The 24456-nt window shown below is 54.9% G+C and carries 16 protein-coding genes; 6 read left to right on the top strand and 10 right to left on the bottom strand.

Annotated features, from left to right (window positions below; all coding sequences use genetic code 11):
• Window positions 1-30: 30 nt before the first annotated feature.
• The 5 genes from BLT89_RS13085 to BLT89_RS13065 all read right to left on the bottom strand — a co-directional run bounded on the left by BLT89_RS13085 (window position 31) and on the right by BLT89_RS13065 (window position 9387).
• Window positions 31-3234, bottom strand: a complete 3204-nt coding sequence (locus BLT89_RS13085) for a type I restriction endonuclease subunit R (protein ID WP_090196163.1) — start codon at window positions 3232-3234, stop codon at window positions 31-33.
• A 40-nt stretch (window positions 3235-3274) separates the two neighbouring features.
• Window positions 3275-4936 (bottom strand): DUF262 domain-containing protein, encoded by a 1662-nt coding sequence (locus BLT89_RS13080; protein WP_090196160.1) that lies wholly within the window; start codon window positions 4934-4936, stop codon window positions 3275-3277.
• Window positions 4937-5021: 85 nt separating this feature from the next.
• Complete coding sequence (locus BLT89_RS13075; protein WP_090196157.1) at window positions 5022-6359, bottom strand: restriction endonuclease subunit S; 1338 nt, start codon at window positions 6357-6359, stop codon at window positions 5022-5024.
• Entirely contained in the window at window positions 6356-8332 is a 1977-nt protein-coding gene (locus tag BLT89_RS13070) for a type I restriction-modification system subunit M (protein WP_090196154.1), read from the bottom strand. The genes BLT89_RS13075 and BLT89_RS13070 overlap by 4 nt, the downstream gene beginning before the upstream one ends.
• Window positions 8333-8442: 110 nt before the next feature.
• Window positions 8443-9387 (bottom strand): hypothetical protein, encoded by a 945-nt coding sequence (locus tag BLT89_RS13065; RefSeq protein ID WP_157718870.1) that lies wholly within the window; start codon window positions 9385-9387, stop codon window positions 8443-8445.
• A gap of 216 nt (window positions 9388-9603) precedes the next feature.
• Here BLT89_RS13065 and BLT89_RS13060 point away from each other — a divergent pair, with 216 nt between their 5' ends.
• The 6 genes from BLT89_RS13060 (at window position 9604) to BLT89_RS13035 (ending at window position 17788) form a co-directional block, all read left to right on the top strand.
• Window positions 9604-9930, top strand: a complete 327-nt coding sequence (locus BLT89_RS13060; RefSeq protein ID WP_197673510.1) for a hypothetical protein — start codon at window positions 9604-9606, stop codon at window positions 9928-9930.
• 219 nt (window positions 9931-10149) lie between these two features.
• Window positions 10150-11799 (top strand): gamma-mobile-trio recombinase GmtY, encoded by a 1650-nt coding sequence (gene gmtY, locus BLT89_RS13055; RefSeq protein WP_231975017.1) that lies wholly within the window; start codon window positions 10150-10152, stop codon window positions 11797-11799.
• Between the two features lie 2 nt (window positions 11800-11801).
• Window positions 11802-14420, top strand: coding sequence for a gamma-mobile-trio integrase GmtZ (gmtZ, locus tag BLT89_RS13050; protein ID WP_090196150.1), 2619 nt, complete (start codon window positions 11802-11804; stop codon window positions 14418-14420).
• Window positions 14413-15075 (top strand): gamma-mobile-trio protein GmtX, encoded by a 663-nt coding sequence (gene gmtX / locus BLT89_RS13045; RefSeq protein ID WP_090196149.1) that lies wholly within the window; start codon window positions 14413-14415, stop codon window positions 15073-15075. The genes gmtZ and gmtX overlap by 8 nt, the downstream gene beginning before the upstream one ends.
• A gap of 2 nt (window positions 15076-15077) precedes the next feature.
• On the top strand, window positions 15078-15515 hold the full coding sequence (locus tag BLT89_RS13040; protein ID WP_090196147.1) for a VPA1267 family protein: 438 nt from the start codon (window positions 15078-15080) through the stop codon (window positions 15513-15515).
• Window positions 15512-17788, top strand: a complete 2277-nt coding sequence (locus BLT89_RS13035) for an ATP-dependent DNA helicase (protein WP_090196144.1) — start codon at window positions 15512-15514, stop codon at window positions 17786-17788. The genes BLT89_RS13040 and BLT89_RS13035 overlap by 4 nt, the downstream gene beginning before the upstream one ends.
• Before the next feature lie 483 nt (window positions 17789-18271).
• Here BLT89_RS13035 and BLT89_RS13030 read toward each other — a convergent pair whose 3' ends face one another.
• From BLT89_RS13030 to accC, 5 genes are all read right to left on the bottom strand, one after another.
• Window positions 18272-19045 carry a HEPN domain-containing protein gene (locus tag BLT89_RS13030; RefSeq protein ID WP_090196141.1) on the bottom strand — a complete coding sequence of 258 codons (774 nt, stop codon included), beginning with the start codon at window positions 19043-19045 and terminating at the stop codon, window positions 18272-18274.
• Window positions 19042-20238 carry a DUF262 domain-containing protein gene (locus BLT89_RS13025; protein WP_090196137.1) on the bottom strand — a complete coding sequence of 399 codons (1197 nt, stop codon included), beginning with the start codon at window positions 20236-20238 and terminating at the stop codon, window positions 19042-19044. Before BLT89_RS13025 ends, BLT89_RS13030 begins: the two co-directional genes overlap by 4 nt.
• A gap of 363 nt (window positions 20239-20601) precedes the next feature.
• The gene (locus BLT89_RS13020) at window positions 20602-21390 is read right to left on the bottom strand and encodes a hypothetical protein (protein WP_090196134.1); all 789 of its coding nucleotides are present in this window, start codon (window positions 21388-21390) and stop codon (window positions 20602-20604) included.
• A 260-nt stretch (window positions 21391-21650) separates the two neighbouring features.
• Window positions 21651-22529 (bottom strand): hypothetical protein, encoded by an 879-nt coding sequence (locus BLT89_RS13015; RefSeq protein WP_090196132.1) that lies wholly within the window; start codon window positions 22527-22529, stop codon window positions 21651-21653.
• Window positions 22530-23091: 562 nt separating this feature from the next.
• Complete coding sequence (gene accC / locus BLT89_RS13010; protein WP_090196129.1) at window positions 23092-24441, bottom strand: acetyl-CoA carboxylase biotin carboxylase subunit; 1350 nt, start codon at window positions 24439-24441, stop codon at window positions 23092-23094.
• Window positions 24442-24456 lie beyond the last annotated feature (15 nt).

Here is a 24456-nt window from a genome sequence, read left to right as displayed (position 1 = left end):
CCGAGCACGTAATACCAGCGCGCAAGAAAGTTAGACCGTAGCGCCGCTGTTACTTTTCCCCAAGTCACCCAGCGACGTCAGCATCTTCAAAATAACCAACGCAAACGCCCGGCTCTTGGTCTCGTTATCCAGCACTTCCAGTGACAGTTTCTCGTGATCGGTCATGGCGTCCAGGACGGTGTCCAGCACACGTTTCGGGAACAGGCCGTGCATCACTTGGTCGACGGAGTGGCTATTCACCTGGGCCATCACGTCTTCCTGGCGGCTGATACGTTGGGCGATGCCGGTGAGGAACTGCAGCTGGTCTTCGTCGCTCACCTCGGCACCGAAGATGTCGTTCAGCGCCTCGATGATTTCCGATAGGTATTTCTTCTCCGGGTCGTGAGGCTTCCCTGTGCCTACGCCGGTGGCAGGGTCGAGGCCGTAGTCGCCGCCTTCCTCGCTCAGTCGCAGCTGATGCTCTGCACGCTTGGTCAGGCGGTAGTGGGTCAGTTGCAGTTCGCCCACATCCACTTCGTCTTGCTCCAGGCGATCAATGCGCAATAGTGGGTGCAGGTGCTTGGCATACACGCACAGCTGCTCCAGTTCGCGGTCTTCGTAGGGGATGATCTGAGAGAGGAACTCGTACAGGCGCACAAAGCTCTGCAGGTTCTTCTTGAACAGGTCGAGTTGATCCACCTGCTCCCCGGCTTCTTTCAGCGCGTGTTCGGCCTTTTTCAGGCCAGTGCTATCGCCGTTGGCTTCGGCGGTACGTTTGAAATCCAACGCCTGCTTACGTGAGTCCACTGAGAAGGAATAACGCTTGGCAAAGCGCTCCTTGGCCGGCGTGCAGTAGTAGCTGAGCTTGCTGGCCCCTGCCTTGGGGTCGAAGAAAGCCATGGCGAAGGCTTCGACTTCTTCCCAGTGATAGATACCCTCAGCATCGAGCTTCTTCTGCAGGTCATAGATGATCTGCGGGTCGGTCACATCGGTCAGTTCAGCCTTGGTGTAGTACGGCAGAAAGGCTTCCAGAATGTCCTTGGCGTCGTTGAAGAAGTCGAGGATGAAGGTTTGCTTGCCGTCGCCGAAGGTGCGGTTGAGCCGGGACAGGGTTTGCACGCAGTCAACGCCCTGCAGCTTCTTGTCCACGTACATGGCGCACAGCTTGGGCTGATCGAAGCCGGTCTGGTACTTGTTAGCAGCGATCATCACGTTGAAGTCCTGGGTATCGAACGCCTTGGCCAGGTCTCGGCCATTCAGGCCGGCGTTGAGCAGGCTGCTGCTCTCCGTGACTTCTTCGGGAATGACTTCATCGGGCATTACGCTGCCGGAGAACGCCACCAGCGGATGCACGTCGCCGTAGCCCATCTGCTGCACATACGCCTTCACCGCCAACTGGTAACGCACCGCTTCCTGCCGGCTGCTGGTCACCACCATGGCCTTGGCCTGGCCATTCAGCAGGTGACGAATGTTCTCGCGGAAATGCTCAACGATAATCTCGACCTTGCGGTTGATGTTGTAGGGATGCAGCCGTACCCAGCGGGCCAGCTTGGTGCGGGCCTTTTTCGAATCGACTTCCTCATCCCCACCGTCCGGGTGCGCAATCTTCCAGGCGGTGCCGTAGGTCGTGTAGTTCTGCAGCACGTCGAGGATGAAACCTTCTTCAATGGCCTGACGCATGGAGTACAGGTGAAAGGCTTCCGGCTTGTTCTCGGCACTCGGCGGCTGTGTTGGATCGGTTGGGCGACCAAACAGCTCCAGGGTCTTGGCCTTGGGCGTGGCGGTGAAGGCGTAGTAGCTGATGCGCTCATTGGGGCCGCGCGAGGCCACGGCAGCATCCAGCAGTTCTTCCGCGCTGATCTCATCGCCTTCGGGCTGGTCGCTACCGAGGATGGCTTTCAGCTTGCTGGCCGACGAACCGGTTTGTGATGAGTGCGCTTCGTCGGCAATCACCGCATAACGGCCGGAGGCCAGCTTGGGGTACTTGTCCAGGGCATCAAACAGCGCCGGGAAGGTCTGGATGGTGACGATGATGATGCGTGTCTGTTCTGCCAACGCTTCAGCCAGCTGTTCCGACTTGCTCTGGTTGCCGACTTCCGTGGTGATGCGCTTGACCACGCCCTGTGCGTGTTCGAACTGGTAGATGGTGTTCTGCAGTTGGCTATCGAGAACCGTGCGGTCGGTGACCACGATCACCGAGCTGAACAGCTTCTCCCCTGCGTCGTCGTACAGCGCGGCCAACTGGTGCGCCGTCCAGGCAATCGAGTTGGACTTTCCAGAGCCTGCACTGTGCTGAATCAGATAACGCTGACCGGGGCCTTCGCTGTGGGTGGTTTCGACCAGTTTGTTGACCACCTCCCACTGGTGCAGGCGCGGGAAGATCATGGTTTCTTTGGTGATTTTCTTGCCGTCAAAATCTTCCTTAACTTCCTTGTCCAGATGCAGGAAGCGGCCCAGCACCTTCAGCCAGGCATCAGGCTGGAACAGGCGCTGCCACAGGTAGCCGGTGGCGTACTGGCTATCATCTTCCGGCAGCGGGTTACCGGCACCGCCTTCGGCGCTGCCCAGGTTGAACGGCAGGAAGAAGGTGTCCTTGCCGGCCAGCTTGGTGGTCATGGCCACTTCCTGCTGGCTGACGGCGAAATGCACCAAGGCGCCGCGCTTGAAGGTCAGCAGCGGCTCGGGTTTGCGTGTGAGCGGGTCTTTGATCGGGCGATCCTGGCGGTACTGGCGCTTGGCGTTTTCTACCGACTGCTTGAATTCGCTTTTCAGCTCCAGCGTGGCCGTGGGGATGCCGTTGACGAACAGCACCAGATCGAGCCGTGGGTTGTAACTTTCCCCTTTGGCCGACGCTTCCCGGAAATGCGGCGAGTAGGACACTTCCGGCACCACGCGCAGGCGGTTGTACTGGTAGCGCTTGAGGGTGTCCGGGTTCATGCCGTGATCGGGTTTGAAGCTGCATACCTCAATCTTCACCCCCGGTAGCTTGAAGCCGTGGCGCAGCACATCGAGGGTGCCGTCCTGCTCCAACTCGCGCACCAGTTTTTGTACCAGTACATCTTCAGGCTTGTTCGGGTTGGCTTTGCTGAACTTGTCCCAGCGCTCCGGCCAAGCATCCTTGAAGTAAGCGAGAAAGTCATCGGTGTACAACGCTGTCCGCCGGTCGTAGCCGCTGGCAGGGCCTGTTAGCCAGCCCTGGGCGACCATGGCATTGATGATGTCCTGCTGAAACTGAAATTCCTTGCTATCCGCCATCCGAGCCAGCCCTATTCCTTAGCTAAACCAAGTATCAAAACTAGATACTCCAAATACCTTCAGCGATCACAGCAAGCTTTTCTTGCCGTTCATCAATCTGCTCAAAACTCCAAGTTTCATAGCTGGTGAGCTCGGCAGCCAAGGCAATCTTTGACTGTTCATAGCTCAATTTCTTATCTGCAAAAAGTCTGTTTGATGCACTGATGTTCAGCCTGCCGCCCAACAACGTCAGATTGCCCCAGCGATTGACATACGACTCATGCTGACCGACATCCTCTCCCAGCACCTCTTTCCACTCTGCCGAAAGGGTCTGCGGCATGATGTGTTCGATATGCACGCTCTGCGTATTGAGCAGTGTCTTTTCGTCGGGCGAGAGGAAGTTTTCTATGCCGCGAAATATGTAATTGACGATGTACTGTCGACCCATCGACTGAGTACGAAAGGCCAACACAAACTCCTCACTGCTAGGCGACGCCGCCTCAAGTGCTTTTCGTGCCTCAGCGAGACCTGCAGCCCCCTGACTCGCGAGTACCTTGGCCGCATTGTGATAAAAGCGCTCAAGCTCCTTGGAGTCTTTGCTGCAGATGGTGCTGTAACGAAAGGTCAGCAGCTCACACAAGCGGGCAAAATCGCGCAAATCTTCATTGTTTAGTACTGGCGAAGCCGCCAGCAGGGCCGAATAACACATAGTGGCGCGCAAGGTATTGAGGTTCTGATACACCTCACGCACTGCAGCGTCTTCCACCAATTCCGGCTTGATGAACTGCCCGTAGAAACGGGACATCTGTTTCAGGTCCTTAATCAGCTGTTTGACGCCCCGCGTGCCGACTTCTTTCTTGAACAGGCCGAACACATCATCCTTCTGCACTTGAGCATGCTGGGTCAGCAGGTAATGGCGCAGAAAGCGTGTGATATCACCACCTTCAAGATTGTCGATGATCTTGTCCCAATCCTGCGCCAGTGCTTCAACAGACTCATTGGTCTTGGCAGCAGCAGCCAACAAGTGATTCTTCAACAAGTCCCCTGCCGATAACGCGAGACCTCGATCATTCAGGGTTTCAAAGATGATGAAGGCATTAGCAATGTCAGGCACATCAATGACCACGAACTCCAGGCCGGTCATGATGTTGGTTTCGAGCTTTTCCAGTGAATGTAGCGGGTTATCGCTGGCCGCCAGATATTGATCAAGATAGGCCGACAGGCGCTCTGTGTTTTCAATCATCCGCTTATTGCGATTCAGTTCATGGGAGTCGAGCTGACGTACAGCGGCCCAATCTCCGCGTGCAGCGTTATCCGGCGCGCAGAGTATGAAGTCGGTAAACACCCGCGCATTGGCATTGCCAGGACGAAACTTGAAGCGCAGATCCGCCGGTGCATAGGCGTTCTCGAAGAACTGCTGCACCCGCCCCACCAACTCCGGCTTTAGGGCCTGATATTTGTCGCGAATCAACGCCAGCAACAGGATGATGGTGGTTAGTCGCTGCTGTCCATCGATCACCTCCGGTCTTGCATTATCTGGCGAGCACATGACAACCGAACCCATGAAATGGTTGCCACCCAACGTCTCAACAATGTCATGCCATAGCTCATCGACCTGCTCGAACTCCCATGCATAAGGTCGCTGATAGGCCGGAATAGTCAGCTGACGATTCGGCACGCCGAGCAGGGAGTTCAAGTTGGTTTTATCGACATTGATGATCATGCAGCCACCCCGTTAAGTAATGCGGCCGCACTAAAGGCCCTGATGTTGATGTATTGCTGGAATACCGCTTCCTTGGTGTCCGCCATTACACGGCCTCTTGTTCTAATTCTGGGATTATGGTGCTGGCCGGAGGCTGCCAACCGCGCACGTCGATTTTGCCGGTGACGGCGGCGGAGATTAGGGCGGCTCGGCGCTCGTTCATCAACTCAATAGACGCCATCGCTTGCTGCTCAAGCAACGAGAATTGCTCCATTAGGACGTTTAGGTAACCCGTGATTTCAACCTGCTCAGTTACTGGCGGAAACACCGATTGGATTCCGCTTATTCGATCAATATTCAGATTTGCTTGCGTGCTCTGTGTCGACGTTTTCTTGAGCTCTTGCAAAGCAGCAATCAGACTAAATCTGAGAAATTCAAGTTCGATGTCTTTTTCCGGCTTAAATCCCACGACACTATCCGGCGCATAAGCCTCAAAGCCCAGAATTGCGGTATCTCCAACGTTTGCTGCAATGGCCATAACCAAAGTTTCAGCTGGAAATTTCTGACTAACCGCTACCCCCTTCTCGTTCAATGTTTGCTTGTAGTCGCGAATGTACTTGTCCGCCCGCGCAATATCACCCGTTTGAATGAACGCGTAATCCCCATCATAAAGTGATGGGTCATTCCTAGGGCGATGACTAAATTTTCCACGATAGATTACCGATGCGTATCTATAGCTTTTACAAATCCAATGCGCCGGCACTTCGCCCAGCCACTCCACGCCGGAGTCTTTCATCGGCACTGTTGGGTCGAGGCCTTTGGTGACGGCGTGGGAGATCACGGCCTGGCGCTTTTCCTTGAGTAGTTCGATCAGGTGCTGCTGCTCTTCGATCAGCGCGTCGATACGGACGGTTTCGTAGTCGAGGAAGCAGGCGATTTTGGCTTGCTCCTGATCGCTAGGTAGAAATATCGGCAACCACTTCATGTCGCTGTATTTCATGGACTGCCTGAGCCCACCGCCCATTGAATAAAACACCTTTATGGTGTCATACGCCCTAAATAGATGGTTTGCGAACTCAGACAGAATATTTACACACCTCCCGGCGAGGTATGCAGAGGTGATAATTCCAACCTCACGAACAATCGCACTCCTAAGGCTTCTCTTATCGTTCTGGAGATCAGTCAGGCGAAATACGATGTCGCCTGGGTAGACCAGCTGATAAGTTTCAAACGAGGCAGGCAGTAACCCGTCAAGCGTATTGATGTCTTTATTGACTATGCAGCCGTAACTCAGCGACAACAGGTTGTCCTGCTTCATTCCGGAATTTGATTCACACCTCTCACTGACCAAACTGAAAAAAGGCTTTTCCTCCCAATGCTCTGGCACCTTGCCTAGCCACTCGATGCCAGAGTCCTTGTAAGCCGGGTACGCTGGAAACGTCATGCCGACAGCCCCTCAATCATCTGCTTGATGCGGTCGGTACAGGCTTTCAGGTCACGGTCGATATCGGCCAGCGGGCGCGGTGGCTGGAACACGTAGAAGTGCCGGTTAAACGGAATCTCGAAGCCGACAACGCCGACTTCGCCATCCTTGTCATCAGTCTTACTGGTGTCGATCCAGGCATCCGGCACATGCGGTTTCACTTCACGCTCGAAGTAGTCACCCACCGACTCGCCCAGCGGCACGTTTTCGTTATCACGCAAACCGCTGTCCGCTTCCGGCTGGCCCTTGCTCATGCAGATATCCGCCTCGGGGTCACGCTCGCTCAATGCATTGAGCAGGGCTTTCAATTCTGGCGCACTGGGGGATATGTCGTGAGCGCTGAGGGTCTTTTTCAGCAGTTTGCTGAACTGCTCGCGGTTGCGGTGCAGCACATTGGCATCCATTGCCTGCAGAGCGGCCAGCAGACGCACACGAGCAGGGGTGCCCAGCTTCTGTATGGCTTTGTCTTCCAGAACCCGGTCGATGCGCTCGGCACTGGCCTGGAAGTTAAGGCGCAGCGGACGCTCGACGGTGATGCGTCGATAACCGAAAGCTGCAATCGGGAAAATCTTGCTCTGCGGGGTTTCTTCAAAGCGGCCATACAGGCGCACCAGGTCAGTTATCTGCTCATCGGTGATGAACTGACGCTTGCTGCCCAGCGACTTGCGCATCTTGCTGAAGTGCTGGCTGCCATCGATCAGCTGCACCTTGCCCTTGCGCTCGGCTGCCTTGTGGTTGGAGAGAATCCACACATAGGTGGCGATGCCGGTGTTGTAGAACATGTCGGTGGGCAGCGCGATGATGGCTTCAACCAGATCGTTCTGCAGCAGGTAGCGGCGAATCTCCGACTCGCCACTGCCTGCTCCGCCGGTGAACAGCGGTGAGCCGTTGAGGATGATGCCGATGCGCGAACCACCTTCACGCGGGTCACGCATCTTGCTGACCAGGTGCAGGAGGAACAGCAGCGAACCATCAGACACCCGTGGCAGGCCGGGGCCAAAGCGGCCGTCAAAGCCCTTCTGGTTGTGTTCGTCGGTGATCTGCTTCTGCACCTTCTTCCACTCCACCCCAAACGGCGGGTTGCTGAGCATGAAGTCGAAGCTGTTATGCGGCAGTTGGTCGTCGGACAGGGTGTTGCCGAGCTTTATGCTGGTTACGTCCTGGCCCTTGATCAGCATGTCCGCCTTGCAGATGGCGTAGGACTCGGGGTTCAGCTCCTGACCGTGCAGGGAAACGGTGACCTTCTGGCTGATGGACTGGATGTACTCGTCGCCTTCGGAGAGGAAGCCGCCAGTGCCGGCAGTCGGGTCATAGATGGTGACAATGCTGTTGGGCTTGAGCTTGTCGTCCTGCCCGGTGATCACCAGCGAGGTGGTCAGATGCACGATGTCACGCGGGGTGAAGTGTTCCCCGGCGGTTTCGTTGGAGCTTTCTGCGAACTTGCGGATCAATTCTTCGAAGATGATACCCATGCCGAAGTTGTTGACGCGCTCGGGACTGAGATCGGTAGCGGCAAAGCGCTGCACCACCTGATAGAGCAGATCGGCTGAAGCGAGTTGCTGCACGAAGTCTTCAAAGTGGAAGTGTTCGAATATCTCACGGCCGTCCTTGCTGAATGACTGCACGTAGCTCATCAGGTCGGCAGCGGTCTGGGTATCGGACAGGGTTGCCAGGGTGAGCTTGGAGGCGTTGAAGAACTGCTGGCCGGCAGCACGCAGCAGCAAACGCTCACGAACCAGATCAGGCCGTCCGTCCTGAGCGTAGGACTCACTGATCACCGCATCCCTGGTTGGCGCCAACACGCACTCCATACGCCGCAGCAAGGTGAACGGCAGGATGATGCGGCCATACTGCGACTGCTTGAAGTCACCGCGCAGCAGATCGGCAATAGACCAAAGAAAAGCGGCCGTCTGGGAATGGTTCTCCGTATTCACGCAACAACTCCTTGGAAAGCATGCAACACATGAGTCTAACTTAAACGACCCTAGACAAAATCACGCTTTGATCCGCGAACAGCTCAAGTTTTCTATTCCCGGTATGTAACCTAACGTTCCTCTCTTAACAAAAGTTTTAAGGGTGGAAATGACTCTGGCGTGATCGACCATATGTTCTCCCAGCCCCATTCGCGAAGGTTGCAGGTACGCTTATAGTTCTCGATCACCTCAGTTGGTATTTCGCCATTCGTTTCGTCGAGTTGGTATTGAGGCCTCATTGCATAAAGGACATCAGTACCAAGTCTCCCTTTCAATAGCCTCTGCATGATCTTGATCCTATTACTCCACGCCACGGAATCTTGCCAACGTTTCGACCTCCGGGAAGCTAACAGGTTTAGGTTAACGGAGGCATGCAAGTAATCAGTCGGAATCATCCACATCCGGTGATGTGCCGGGACCCCTAACGGCAGAATGTGATCAATGAACAGACGTAGAAGGGGCAACCCGATTTTCAAAGATTCAAACTCCAAGGTCATAATAATCAGAACATTGTGTAGTGCATGCCCGATCATTTCTGAGTCTTTGGACTGCTTCGCTGCAGACTCCCGCAAGAGCCAAACTAGGCAGGCAAGAACGTCCATGGATGCCCTACGCTCGAGTTTCTCCAATAAAGACTTGGTGACCGGAGCTCGCACCTCGAAACTCTGCATTCCATCAAATGCAGGCTGGTACAGCAAATTCTGAACAACCGGTGCCAACTCGCGCAGGAAAGCATCGTCACGCATGACACGTTTGTTAGCGATGTCTAACGACTTCCATAGAGGGTGGTTAAGGTCGCGTGTTGAGCCGGACAGTTTCCGTTCGACCTTCTTCAACAAGGCTTCTTGTGGGAGATGGCGGCCCTGCTCGTAACCGATCCACTTGTTTTTGTAATACTGAATGGTGCCATCTGAGTTATGCACGAACGAGTCCGGCTCAAATAACTGCTCCAACTGGTAAGCCGTATTGAGATGTGTACGTTGACGCAGCCTTTCATACCAATAGCGGATACGCACGCTTTTCAAAGGCTCACGCCAAGAGGGGTACTCATGGTCATCACTGATACACAATCTTAGTGCAAAACCTGAATTCACAATTAAGCCTATAAATATCAGAAACTTAGATTTTATTTATAGCGAGATATACAGTAAAAAATACGCTAATCATTACGGTTTGAGCAATCTTTCAGGCTTCTTTAACATGATGCGTAACAGAACAGCACGATGCGTATCATGCCTAAACCGACCGACTTCCTAACTCTTTCCGCCGAACTGGAGCAGCTGCTGACAACCCGTTATGGGGTGATGTTGGGCAGCAAAGATCTTTGGCGTGAGCTCGGGTTCCGCTCACCTAGCGCTTTCCGCCAAGCGTTGGTAAGGGGCACTTTGGATCTGGCAGTGTTTGAGGTGCAGAACCGCCGTGGGCGATTCGCTCTTGCAAAAGACGTGGCTGTTTGGCTTACAGAGCAGCGCATGAGTGCCCCAAATTTATGTTTGCCAGCAAAAGATTCTGGTACTGGCATTAACACAACAGATGAGATCGCGGAGGACATCACATGAGCCATACCTGAACCCTGAAGTGAAGCAGGTACTAGAAATGCAAAAGCCCAGGGGTGGTGCCCTGAGCTTTTGCGGGAGTAGTCAGTTGTAGCAACGCCTGACAACCATATCTTGGAACTCCCCTCTAGCTGAAGTCAAGTCGGCTGCCTGCCATTCGTCCATGAATAGCATTAATCGTGACAAGCGAGGTACGCCCTCGCCTGGAACTTGGGGAGAGCTATGAAAATACCTGTCGATAAACAACGTGAAATTGATCACCTCGTCGAAAGTCCGGGCCTTTCAAATCGCATGATCGGGAGCCTCAGCAGCGTCTCGCATAGTGCGGTAGATACCTATGCGAAGGTCGTGGTCGATGACTCAGGATTCCGTAGCGAAATTCCTGTCTTGCTGACCGAGAAAGGGGTTGTCCAGCCACTGCTTGACTATCTGCTGAAAATGCAAATCAAACGCAGCCAGCACTGGCAGCGCCATGTGGTCAGTGCGGCGAAACTGCTGCTTGAGTACATGGAGGTAAATCAACACAACTTTTCAGACCCCGCCACGCTTTTTCAGGCATTCGCAGCACGGCTCTTTACCGGCACCGTTGGCGATGATGGCCTTGATCCATCTGGTCTCTATTGGATACCTGCCAGTACCGCAACTGCCAATCGGCACCTCAATGCTCTCAAGGGGCTGACTGATTATCTGGCCGAACACCAGGGCGTTCAGCATATGAATCCCTTGGTTATGGCCAGCAGTTATGATCAGCGCCTGAACTACGCTGCTTGGTATCGCAGTAACCAAAACGATTTTCTCGGTCACATTAAAGACAAGACGGTCAACGAAACGGTCAGAACAGCCCGCAACGTCAGGGGCCGGCGCGCATTGAGCAAGGCCGACGGCGATGCTGTTGCCTTTCCCGAGCAATTGTTCGAGCGCTTCTTCCTAGAGGGACTTGGCGGCGCTCGGGATCGGCGCTGCGCCGTTCGCGACCAACTCATCACGATCCTGATGCACGGCGCTGGTGTGCGCGAAAGCGAGCCGCTGAACCTGTGGGTACAGGATGTGTTGGACGACCCGCACGATCTGACCAAGGTCATCGTCCGTATCTACCACCCCGAAGAGGGCAAGGCGCCGGACGGTTGGAAAAGTCAAACGGGAAAGACCAATCGCTCGGCCAATCTGCGGGAAGCTCATGCGCTTACGCCGCGCAATCGGCTCAGAGGCACCCACAACGTGGGCTGGAAAGGGAGTGTAATAGAGCACCTCGACAGTTATATCCAGATGCATTGGTTTCCAACCGATTTTGGCCGACTGTTTCGGAAGCTGTGGCGCGAGCATCTGCATTACCTTTCCAGCATTGAACGCCATCACCCCTACGCCTTTGTCTCCTATGAGAAACGCGTCTTAGGGCGGCCTTACACCCTGAATGCTTTCAACAAGAACTACGCCGCCGCGCTGGCTCGCGTGGGCCTGAGCGCCGCAAAGGTCGAGGGGCGCTCGCCTCATGGTCACCGCCATGCCTTTGGCCGCCGACTGACCCGCGCCGGTATTCACCCCAGGATAATCATGAAGGCGATGCACCATTCATCGCTAGAGTCCCAAATCGTCTATACGACTCCAGGCATAGACGAAGTCAGCCATGTTCTGGAGCAAGCGAGCAGGCGTTTAGATGAGGTTTCAGCCGGGGGGCGACTCATCCAGCCCCCCACCATAGACGAAACCAACCAAGCGCTGGAGCAGGCGAGTGGGCGTTTGGATGAGATTTCAGCGGGGGGGCGGCTCATCCAGCCCTTCAGCAACTGGGACGAGCTGTTGAAGACCGGATTCGAAGACATTGATCCACGCGGCCTGCTGTCGGGGCCACATCCAAAACTCAGGAGGCGCTAACCATGCCAGCTAAGGGAATCAAGAATAATGGACGCGCTAGCGATCTGACGCTGGGCTGGCTGACGAAGGATCATGGCGAGAAGTGGGAGGATTGGCGCACGCTCATGGCGGGATGGATGAAGGATCAGCATCAAGGTGTTACCCAGAAATTGAGCGGGCTCGCTTTATTTGCAATGCACTATCTACCCAAGGTGCCCATCGGACACCAGCCTGCCGGGTTGTTCCAGGCCGCCAGGCAAGGGGCGATTCCATGCCTCGCAGGCATTCTTGGCGAGATCCAAAGCGAAAGAATGGTTGTCAAGATACAAAACTACATCGTCAATTTCATTGATTGGGTGATTGAACATCATTTTAGTGAACCGAACGACCAGGGGCGGATGATACCGATGGTGGACAACCCCTTCAAAAGGGCCAGCCACAAGGGCATTAGCCTCACGGAAACGGTGCGCAATCCGCTGCCCTATGCCTACATCAAAGAGTTGCGCGAGATTCTCTGCCCCCAACCCTTTGGCGACTTCAACGACTGGGCTTGGGCGCACCAGGCTTTCCCTCAAGCGATGATTAATGGAAAGGGTTCTGGAAAAGGCGGTGACTGGTTCAAGATCGACCCTGCCCGGATCGACACTGCCGACCCCGACTGCGTATGGCGCACCCGCACCGTTACGCGAGACTGGCGGGGGCCGGTCAAAATCCACCAAATTTGGTCTCCTGTGCGCTCCGTGGCCCTGCTGATCAAGCTGCACCTGCCGCTTCGCACCTATCAGGTGCGCTTTCTCGACTCAGGTGAAGCCGATACTTGGCGCTATGAAAAAGGTCAGTGGGTGCTCAACCAGCAGCACTCGTTCAAGAGCGGTAGCGAGAAAAACCCTTGGAACCGAGGTGTGTTCTGCCGCATTCGCAGCCCCGACATCGGCGAGATCATGACCGGGCTGTACGTCAACACCAACAAGACCGCTGACCAAAAAAAGGAAGAGCGCGAACGCGGCTACACCATCCCCTGGCAGCATGCCGAAGTGCTGTACTGGCTGGAAAAGCTGCGCAACTGGCAGGAGAAATACAACCCGATTGACTCGCCGACACCTTGTACCAACCTGGAAGCGAAGCATTTCGGCAACACCAAGTCCGAGCAGCAAAAATGCGAGATGGGTGACATCTGCTTCCTGTTCCGCTTCGCCGGCGCCAATGTCCAGGAGCGGGGCAAGCCTATTGGTGCGCATGCTTTGGAAAAGCTCTGGTTTCGCCTGCTAAGCACCTTGGAAGACCGGGTGGCGGCGCGCGGGCAGACTCTCAGCGACGGCTCGCGACTGCGCTTCGTTATGTTGAACCCTGATGGCCACATCAGCAATCAAACGGCAACCGAATTCCCCCTGCACAGCCTACGGGTATCCCTGCTGACTTGCTACGCGATGGAAGGCCAGGTGCCGATTCCTGTTCTGTCCAAGTTGATCGCCGGGCACTCGCGGCTGCTGATGACGCTCTACTACATCAAGCCGACACCGGCCATGATGACCCAGGCGCTGGATGCGGCGACCGAGAAGGTGGATGCCGCCCAGAGCGAGAGCTTGCGAACTTTCTTGCGCGATGCCGACATGCGCCAAATCACCTGCAAAGTTGCCTACCGTGAGGAATCCTCGCTGCAAGCGGCGCTGGCGAACCGTAATCCCGTCGGTTGGGAACATCGCCACATCGGTCTATGTCTGGTCGGCGGCAACAGCGCCAAGTCCGACGAAACGGGCAACGTCGGCGGCTGCTGGAACGGCGGTGAGTACATCCGGCCATTGGGGAACGACCTCCAACAGTACGGCCCCGTTCCAAATGGCCCGGAGAACTGCGTGCGCTGCCGCTGGTTCGTCACTGATGCGAGCTATCTTGATGCCCTGCGTGCGCACTTCAACACCATCAGCTACAAAGCGTCTCTGGCCGTCAATCTGGCAATTGAACATGAGCAGGCGCGGGACGACTTGCTTGATGCGCGTTATCTGGCCACGGAGCAGGGCCTGCCCTTTCTCCAGCAGCATGAGTTGCAGGAGGCAGAGCGACGCTACGAGAAGCAGATCGTTCTCGCCGACCAGTATGCCAAGGATCTGGTGGCCTGCTTCCAGTTGATCGGTCGCCTGATCGCCATCGAGGAAGGCCGCACCGAAAGCGACAACGCCACCAAATTGGTGGCCGTTGGCAGTATGCAGGACATCCATCAGCCGATAAGCTTCATCGAAACTCGGTCGGAATTACTGCAGCTGGTGCAAATCTGCGAGGACGCCGAGATCTACCCAGATCTGGCTGATGACCTGCGCAAAACGCCGGCCATCGAAAAACGCTCGCGGGCGCTCAACAACTTACTGATGCGCAATGGCTACAGCCCCGTCTTCATGCAGATGGACGAGTGCATGCAGTTGATCGCCGGCAACGCCATGTTGCGGGCGATGGCGCGACAAGCCTCGCCCAACGACCAACTAGAAGGTTTCAGCTACGTCGCCGGGGCACTGGAAGCCGGTCAACATCTGAAACTGCTCCCGGACGGCATCAAGGCCCTGGAAGAGGTCTACCAAGGCCCAGTGATCAAGCTTTCCGACCTGATCGCCACCTCAGCGAAAGCTATTCTGAAGTTCAGCCATGATTGATGCTCAGGCGATCTTTGAAGACCTCAAAGAACAGGCCTCAACGCGGCAGGCCAAGTCGCTGACGGTTCTCAATGAAGTGCTCAAGGCGCAGTACGTCGCTGGCGAGCGAAACTTCTCGATTGCAGAGATTGCGCGCCTGTCAGCCGAGCGGGGCGGCCCCAGTGCGCAGACCATTCGTAACAAGACGGGGCTGGTCTTCCGCCAGCTAATCGAGGCGTGGGCAGCCCAAGCCGGGGGGTCGATGAAAGCTCCTATCAATCCGCTTGCCAAAGCAAACCGAGTGCCGAAGGACAACGAGTTGCTTGGGCGGATCACAGACCCGGCATTGCGGGCGCTGTTTGGTCAGATCATTGCCGAGCGCAACCGCTACCGCAATGCACTCAATACCCTAAAGGCGCACAGCGAATTGATTGTCGATATGCGCCCGGTACGGCAATTCGAGCAAACCTCAGAGAACGGTGCTGTGCAGCTATTGCCCGCACTGAACCTCAACGACATGGAGATCGATGCGCTGAAGGCAGCCGTTTCGGATGAGCTCTTCCAACAGCGGGATTGGACTGTCAATGCGGCAGGCCGGGTCAAGGACGAAAACGGACGCGAGATTTACAAGCATGGCTATGTGAATGCCATCAAGAAGGTTCTCAAGGAAGTCTAACCATGGCTAACGGACAGCAGACAGCCGAGCAGAATCTGGCAGCGTTCATCGCCTGGTCGGTATCGAAGTCGGATGATGACTTTCGTGAGTACGTCCACCGAGGCAAGCTCAAACGATCAGAAGTCGCCGCTGAATGCGGTTTCGGCAAAAGCGCACTGGTACAGAATCCCTCGATTAAAAACGCGCTGGAAACGCTTGAGTGTCGACTAAGAAGTACTGGCGTATTGCCCCCTCTGGTTGCAGCCACTCAACCGCCTCACGAAGAGCCACCGATGCGCGACAGGGAAGCCAAGCAGCGCCGCAATGACGGCCAGCGGCTTAACGCTCTGGAGCAGGAGAACGCGGCCCTGCGAGCGGAGCTTGCTCAGGCCAAGGCCATGCTTGAACGCTACAAGCTGTTGTCCTCGTTTATGGAAGAAACCGGACGGCTGCCGCGATGAGTGCCTCTCCGCCCAATCTGCTGACAGCCACCGTTCGCATCACTCGCATACGCTCTAAAAGCCGACACGGCTGCATTGCATTCGGCCATCGTGTTGACCTAACTACAGGCATTAACGACCGCGCCAGTGCGCTGGTAATCAGCGTAGCGGATGCCATTGCGGAGCCCGCAAATATCATTGTTGGCGGGATCTACGAGGTCTACGGCGAAGCCCATATCACCCAGCGCACCTATGGCTCCTTCACCGTATCGGAAACTCAGGTAGAGGTGCAGGATGTTCGCCTAGTTCGTCCGTCTGGCAGCCAATTGATTCAGTGGCTGGCCGACAATGCCAAAGGCATAGGCGAAGTCAAAGCTACAAGGCTATGGGACACCTTGGGTGAGCGCTTGTATGAGGTGCTTGATAGCGCAGAGCACTCAGCCATCGAGGGGCTAATTCCGACTCGTGAAGTCCGTGATGTTCTGTTCAAAAAATGGACTGAGAATGGCGACGCCAAGACGCTGCGCTTCGTACAAGAATTCGACATACCGCTGGATCTGGCCCGCAAGGTCATCAGGTTCCACAAGAAGAACACTATCTCTGCGCTGACCGACGACCCCTACCGACTGCTGTCCTTCGAGGGCAGTTGGCAACGCGTTGACGGCATCGCCCGAGACAAGTTCTGCGTTGCCTTGGACGACCCGCGTAGGCTGGCCGCTGCGCTGGAAGAAGCGTTGTACCGAGTGGCCGATAAAGGCCATACCTGCGCTACCCTGAATGACCTGCAAGATACAGTTGGCCGGTTGGTCAAGCCCTATCGAGCACCCGATGCGGCGCTGGCAAAGGGGTTGCTTCAGGGCAATAAAATCGGTCAGTTCGTCAGCCGCGCAACCGCCAGCGGCGACCTGATGTTGCACGCCCCCGGCACTTTTCTGATGGAACGTCAGTGCGCCGAGTTCATCCACGAACTGTTGCGCAACCCCGACACTCAGCAGCTGTTATTCCCGACCGATATTGACGCCGTGATTGGCGAGTTCGAGCGCGAAGAGCGACTGCACTTGGGCATCCCAGCTTTTGCGCTGAACCACGCCCAGCGGGCAGCGGTCAGGACTTCGTTTGAAAACCGCTTCAGCATCATCACCGGCGGTGCCGGTGTCGGAAAAACCACGGTACTTAAGGCGCTTTACCGAGCGCTTGATACCTTGGGCCGGCCTCGCTTCCAAATGGCCCTTTCGGGCCGTGCAACGGCCCGAATGATGGAAGCGACCCAACAGGAGGCCATGACCATTGCGGGCTTCCTTAAGCGTGTCAGCACCGAGGAAATGGGACCTGCGCCGATCATCATTATCGACGAAGCCTCAATGCTTGATTTGGTGACCTTCCACCGGCTGGTCTGCAAGCTGCCTACCGGCACCCACTTTATCCTGGTGGGCGACCCTTATCAGCTTCCGCCGATTGGCGCGGGCCTTGTCCTTCATGTGCTGTGTGATCTGTCAGGCATCCCGGTTACGCAACTCACCGAGGTCAAGCGCCAGGCCAAGGAGTCGGCCATTCCTGCGGCATCTTTAGCGATCCGCGAGGGGCAGTGGCCGGCATTCTCAGCGGATGCAGCGGGTGAGGTCGTGTTCCTATCTTGCGCCGACGACCAGATCATCCCGACCGTGATCGAGCTGTACGAGCGGGATCGCGACAATACCCAGATTCTTGGTGCCACCCGTTCCTGCTATTTCGCCGGGGTGGAGACTATGAATCGAGTCTGCCATGTGCGCTACGCCGGCCAGGGGCGGCACCTGATGGTTACCAATCCTGAAACCGGCGAGGTCGAAGCCACAGGCTTCTGCGAGGGCGATCTGCTGCTATACACCGCCAACAACTGGGATCGGAACCTGCAAAACGGCTGCTTGGGAAAGCTCACTGAGGTTTTCGAGCGGCCACAAACGGTCAACTTGGGCGACGATGAGAATCCCGATATGCGAATTGCGTTGGGCCGAGCCGTCTACGAGCGGGTCGAGCACTATGTCCTCGACAGTGACGTGGATGTGATACAGCACGCTTACGCGATCACCGTGCACAAGAGCCAAGGCAGTCAGTTCAAGCGGGTGATCGTGCCGGTACGCAAGTCGCGGGTGCTTGATCGCACCTTCGTCTACACCGCAGTCACGCGGGCGCAGATGCAGGTGATCCTCGTGGGCAATGCCGATGCGGTAAGAGAAGCTGTTGCGCTGCCGCCGAAGGCATTTGGCCGGCAGGTTGGGCTATCAGAGATGCTTATTGCGAAATTGCATCTGACTTGACCGCCCATTTGCATGGGCCCTGACCAGCCTTTGCATTCAACCTGACCATTTGTTTGAAGCTGATAGGGGATAGCGGGCGACACTCGGAGGTTATTCGTCAGCCAGCAATGAAGGGCTGCAAAGTGCTGAAGCGGCCATTCGCATTCGACATAGTTCATACGAATCCATTAGTGTTTGAAGCAAACCTGCTCGCGCGCCTTTGTCTTAGTAAACCGTGGTCTGTACCCTATTACCGTCAGCGCTTGTTGGGCTCTATTGGCTATATCCCGCCGGCAGAAGCTGAGGCAAACTTCTATCGGCAACAAGTAGTTCAGGCCATAGCGGCCTGACTTAAACGAAACAGCCTCCACGTAACCCGGGACGATCCAGTACCCTTTTCCTGGTGTAACGATTCAAGTACTCATGTGCATATAAACCTTGTCACCTTTTCTTAAAGTAATGGTTACGTAGACATGAACACCAGTTCCCATAGCGCCAAGAAGGCTAAGTAGCCATCGACGCGGCTGCTTCAGCCTCCACTTTTTCTGCCTGTCTGACTAACGGCCGCGGCGCTTCGGCATCGAGGGTTTCGCAAAGCGCTTTTCCAAAGCACTCCAGCATTTTCAGGTCCTTGATGATCTGGTCAGGGCCGCTAGATTGTCCTGGGTTCAGTGCGTGGGCAATGCCATTGCGGCGCTCGAAAAAATCCTCTAGCCCAGATACGAGCTTGCCGTGGGCCTTGCCGGGTTCCGTCTCGCCGAACGTTTCGAGTATCGACTGCTTGTCTGAAAGTCTTTGGCAAACGTTGTCTAACCCACTTACTTTGAAGAGGCTGTTCACTTCACTAGTCCGCATGTTGTTATCGTTGTGTATCAGCTCACGGTAAATGTCCTGCGTAAGGTCGCCTTTGCAGAATTCATGGATTACTGTGAATCGAGTCTGAGCAGCACCGAATACGTTCTCAGCCCCAGCAGCCTGATCACTATCGAAGCGTACCTTCGAAAGTCCGTCCATCGTCCGCTTCCAAGCCGTGGCGGCAAGCTTGCGAGGCAGCTTTTCGAACGACTCGGTACTAGTGACGACTGCACGCGCATACTCTCTAGCCATCTCTCGCACGAACTCCTCGAAGGTTGCGGCGACTAGAAGCGTCGCTGAATTCGCAGCGGCAATGCGGGCTTTTACGGGTTTTTTCTGATCGCTGAATGTCACGACCAGCGACCGAATAGCCTCCATGTCGTCGAAGAACTCTTCAGTAATAATTTCGAAGCTGCTGGTCACTGACCTACTTCCGGGCGAAAAATATTCCGCATGAGGTTGATCCTTTCCTTCACAGCATTGGCCGTGTTGCCTTGGCCGGTCAGAATTTTCATTCCTTCGGCCGTGCTGAGTTCCCCCAGCATCCGCTCCCTTACTGCTGGCGCATCATTCATGATGTCGCCTTTTACGGCCCACAGATCGTTGATAGCGACCATAGAGGCATCGTATATAGCCGCAGACACGCGGGAACGACCCTTATCGTCCGACGGAAGTACAAAGGGGGCTCCATCGAACAGTTGGTAAAGGAACGCGAACCGTTCTTGGAACTCCTTCTTAAGCGATTCGCTTTCCTCTTCCGTAACATCACGCTCCATAGCGCGATCCAGCATCGATTTCATCGACCCGCGGATGTTGCCATCGTCCTTCAGAGCGAAATAGCGAAGGACGATCTGGCAGTCGCCCATTGTCGAGTAGAGATTATTCTTTTGCCGCTGGGGATTTTCGTAATACTCGCTCGGATCGGCCTCAAGGTAGGGCGGGATGTCAAAAACCTCCGTGAAGAGATGAAATCGCGTCAAGTCGACGATGACCTTATTGAATTTGCCAGTATTGAGCGCGTTACGGATTTCCTGTGGGTTCAGCTTTGTGCCACCCGTGTTCAGTCGGTCGAAGATGAACCTGCGGATATCAGTAAGTGTGAGGTGCCCTTCGGGCTTTTCAGTCTCGCTTTCAAGGAGCAATACGATGGCCGAAAGGGTTGCACGATCAAGTGCCCGTTTTATGCGTGGCGGACATCGGTAGTAACGGAGCCCGTTGAGTGGCTTGAGCACTTGCAAAGACGTAAGGGGAAAGTCACCGGCTATGAACTCTCGCACAGCATTCAGCCGTTGCTGGCCGTCCATTACCTCATACCGCGCTGCGTCGCTTTCATACAGGAACACTGGCGGTACCGGAATATTCAAAAGCAATGACTCTATCAGTCTGGATTTCTGGGCAGTTGACCACCTCAAGCGCCGCTGATATTCCGGCCGCAGATTTAGAACCTCACCCTTGTCGATTAGGTCTTTGAGTTGTGGCAAGAAGAAATTGTTAGTCTGATAGATGATGCGAAAAGCGTTCTTTGCAAAAAAAACGTCTGGGTCCATCTGCTGGGCATCTGGGGCCAGCGCCTCCGATTCTTCATCTAGCTCCCCCATCACGACTTCGATACTCATTCCTAGCTCCCACAAATATATCTAAGGACATTCAATTGAGGCCCTGCATATTACAGGCAAGTGGGACCAGCTATGCAGATCACCCTACAAACTTTAATGCCCCGCGAATTTGGGGAGATTGAAATCCTTACTTTCGGCAGAGGCTTCCGGGTTTCGATTTCACGTAGCAGCGTGCAAAAATGGCATTTTCACAAATCACGATATGGGTCGTTCGGGAAAATCGACTTTTCAACAGAATCGGTCGACTGCGGCCGGTCGCGATCGGCGGCCATACTGATTCTGAAAGAATAGTCGCCAGTGATAAATCAGAAGCGCGATGTGAAGTATTTCTCTTGCTGGGCAATTTCGGCAGAACTCTAGTATTTAACGCGCCCACAAGACGTGTGAAGTTGCCCGACCAACAGAATACCTGCCGAAATGTCCTGACTCCATACTGGTTTTAGTGTTAAGGAAGCACACGTGCAATCTATCTCCAGTACGCTCAATTGAATAGTCAAAACCGGCTCTAAAAAAACCTCTGTCAGCCCCGACAGAAGTGTTTAGCTTGACCTCGACAAATCTTCTCAGGCACTCATCGTAGTGAACTACTCCTTCCTCATCTGGCAGCCAGACCCTGACCGTTTCAGTGGAGTCCGATGTTGAGAAGCTGGAAAAGTAGCGTTTAACAATCTCTTTATAGTCACCCAGCAACCTATTTTCATCGTTAAGACACGAAGCATCTAAACCGATCAATTTTGCCGGATGTAAGTCCCTAATCGAGACAAATCGCTTTTGTAATGCTGAACTATTGATGATTCCATTTAGCCAATGCCTACGGATGCCGACTGCGAGATGGCGAATCTGGTCGGGAGAAAATTGGCTGTTTGAGTTTTCTCCTCTATCAAGCAACTCGAACAGGATTGCTATAGCAAAATCTGATGCCGACGGAACTGAACGATCAGCCTTAAATGTATTAATCATAAGTCGTTCAAGTGCAGGGGCGGATGCTAGGTGGACTGCAAGGTCTTGATCGAAATCGGAGCTTTTAGCCGCGACCTTGAAGCAATCCTTCCAAAGGTGCTGCGTATACGCTCTACCCCAAACAAATTTTAATATCGGCTCGAACAGAGCAGAGGCAATCGAACTCATCGCCTTGCTAACCAAGACATCCATCTCTTACGCACTCCCCAGTTTTATTGGCGTAACCTAAAGAGCAGGCGGCCAAATTTATCACTACTAATATCATAAGCGGCATCATGCAATTTGGAGGTAGCATCTAAATACTTCGATTGGCCTGATCAAGTGTAAAGGGCTAAGTTTTAGCAGCCATCAGTAATTCAAAGCTGTGCTTTTGGGCGAGTAGTTAGGGACAGTTTTTGGCCGGTTCCCGTCAATTGCATCAGTCAGGAACTGGCCAATAGTATCGACGACTGTTACCAAGTCTCCCCAATGTCTTCACTGTCCCTGTAAGAACATGTCGCGGTGATGTCTGCTACGTCCAGAAGGGATAGACCTAGGGCGCTGTTGTACTGCTTCAGGTGCGCCCAGAGTTCTTCATTAGGCAAGTGGGGGAGGCTTTTGACTAGTTCGAGCTCGCTCCCCCTCTCATCACACCTGACGATCGCGTAGGGGTTAATTTCATCCCTACTGCCTACTAGGCAATAGCCCTGGCGAAGCTCTGGTAAGTGGCCGGTGATTGATTCGATGAGCGTGTTGTACAGGGGCATAGACACCGCGCCAGTGAAGTTCGTTGCCGTGTTGGTTCTTGGATGCAGACTGATCAACCAGACTGTGAGTGTGAAAGCGGAGCGGCCCTGCGCGTTGGCAAATGTCATCACGATGGGGGTGTGATCGCGGCCTCTGTAATCGGGTTCGTTTGGGTCCAGCCCCTCCCTGTACGTTGTGACATCCTCAATGGATCTGGCGACCACATATTCCTGGCTCCTAGGTTTCGCAACCCCGACTAGGTCTGGCCTTGAGCAACTGGACACCGTAAAGCCTGACGAATTTAAGGACTGCTTGATCAGATAATTACGCACCTCCTCAGGCAGTCGCCATGGCGCATCATTGCCAGTGCACATGATTGTCTTGGGGGTTTGTTGGGGCACATCAAGCAAGGAAATTGCTACATGTGTGGTATCTGAAATGTGGTCGGGCAACAGGGCACACGCCCCATTCCAATCGTTAAAGCCAAGCAGATGGCTGAGCATTTCCCGCTGAGACGCGAGCTTGCTTGGGCGACCAAGAGATTTGGAGGTAGTGTGAAGAATCTGCGAAAGCAGTTTTACTTGGGAAGCGGAGAGAGTAGACATACGAGGCACCAGACTAACGATCCATGTGCATCTGGTTCCCCCTGTTACAGACACTAGATCGAGTTGATTTAGGGCCTTGCATGACTTTTTCGCACCCCCGCAGCAGCGGAAGTTGGGAAGCTATTTACCGTGCACTTGCGTGCGATGGGGGAGGCAGGGGCTTCCGAAACCGTTCTCAGATTATGGCTTATTCGGATTCGATGCAACAAGCAGAAGTAAAAAGTCCGCAGCTTGGCCAAGTCCTGAACGCCGCCATTGAATTGCCTCCGACTATCTAAACGCTCGAAGATCGCTTCTGGCACTTTCTACCGGTTGCCACCTGGCCTCGCACTGGTCAAGTCGAATGCAAATGGGTGGTCGAATCCATGCAATTTCGCAGCTGATTGCCTGAAAAAGAAAACTCCCAGCGGCTTGAGCCAACTGGGAGTAGTAAACCTAAATGGTACATGTACTAAAAAGCAAATTGGCCTGAAGGCCTCTCACTCACTCACTCACAGAGTTTTAGTACAATTTTGTGCTGTAAAGAGCCTATGGCAGCCCTTTGGGGGGTGGCGGGCAGTACTCAGTGCTTGTCCATGCCCAGTTTCTTTTCCAGATAATGGATATTGATGCCGCCTTTGCAGAAGCCGGCATCTACCACCAGATCACGGTGCAGCGGAATATTGGTCTTGATGCCATCCACCACCACTTCCTCAAGGGCATTGCGCATGCGCGCCAGCGCCTCCTCACGATCCTTGCCGTAGGTAATCAGCTTGCCGATCAGCGAATCGTAATTGGGGGGCACGGTATAGCCGCTGTACAGGTGCGAATCGACGCGGACGCCGTTGCCGCCGGGGGCATGGAAGTGGGTGACCTTGCCCGGACAGGGCATGAAGGTCTTCGGGTCTTCGGCATTGATCCGGCATTCCAGGGCATGACCGCGGATTACCACGTCATCCTGGGTGAACGACAGCGGATTGCCGGAGGCGATGCTGAGCATTTCCTTGACGATGTCGATACCGGTGACCATTTCCGTTACCGGGTGTTCAACCTGTACCCGGGTATTCATTTCGATGAAGTAGAAATTGCCATCTTCATAGAGGAACTCGAAGGTTCCGGCGCCGCGGTAGTTGATATCGATACAGGCATCGACGCAGCGCTTGAGGACTTCTTCGCGGGATTTCGGGTCAATGAACGGCGCGGGTGCTTCTTCCAGAACTTTCTGGTGGCGGCGTTGCAGTGAGCAGTCACGATCACCCAGGTGGACCGCATGACCCTGGCCATCGGAGAGCACCTGTACCTCGACGTGGCGCGGGTTCATCAGGAATTTTTCCAGATAGACCATACCATTGCCGAAGGCGGCTTCGGCTTCGGTGCGGGTCAGTTTCGCCGAGCTGATCAGGTCCTCTTCCTTGTACACCACGCGCATGCCGCGGCCACCACCACCGGCAGCGGCCTTGATGATCACCGGGTAGCCCACCTTGCGGCCAAGCGCCAGGGCCGTTTCTTCGTCTTCCGGCAGCGGCCCGTCCGAACCGGGGACGGTCGGCACGCCGGCCTTGATCATGGCCTCTTTTGCACAAACCTTGTCGCCCATCAGGCGGATGGTTTCGGCGTTCGGGCCAATGAAGGCAAAGCCGGAGTTTTCCACCTGTTCGGCGAAGTCGGCATTTTCCGCCAGGAAGCCGTAACCCGGGTGAATGCCGTTGGCACCGGTAACTTCCGCGGCGGAAATGATGGCGGGAATATTCAGGTAGGACAGCGCGCCCGGTGCCGGGCCGATGCACACGGACTCGTCTGCCAGGCTCAGGTGCATCAGGTCCTTGTCGGCCGTCGAATGCACGGCCACGGTCTTGATACCCAGTTCCTTGCAGGCACGCAGGATGCGTAGAGCAATCTCGCCGCGATTGGCGATAAGGACTTTATTCAGCATCACAGGCTCCGTGCG

The sequence above is a fragment of the Pseudomonas pohangensis genome (assembly GCF_900105995.1).
Classification (GTDB): Bacteria; Pseudomonadota; Gammaproteobacteria; order Pseudomonadales; family Pseudomonadaceae; genus Aquipseudomonas; species Aquipseudomonas pohangensis.
Note: the sequence above shows the minus strand (reverse complement) of the source record. Positions and strands in the feature narration are given on the sequence as shown.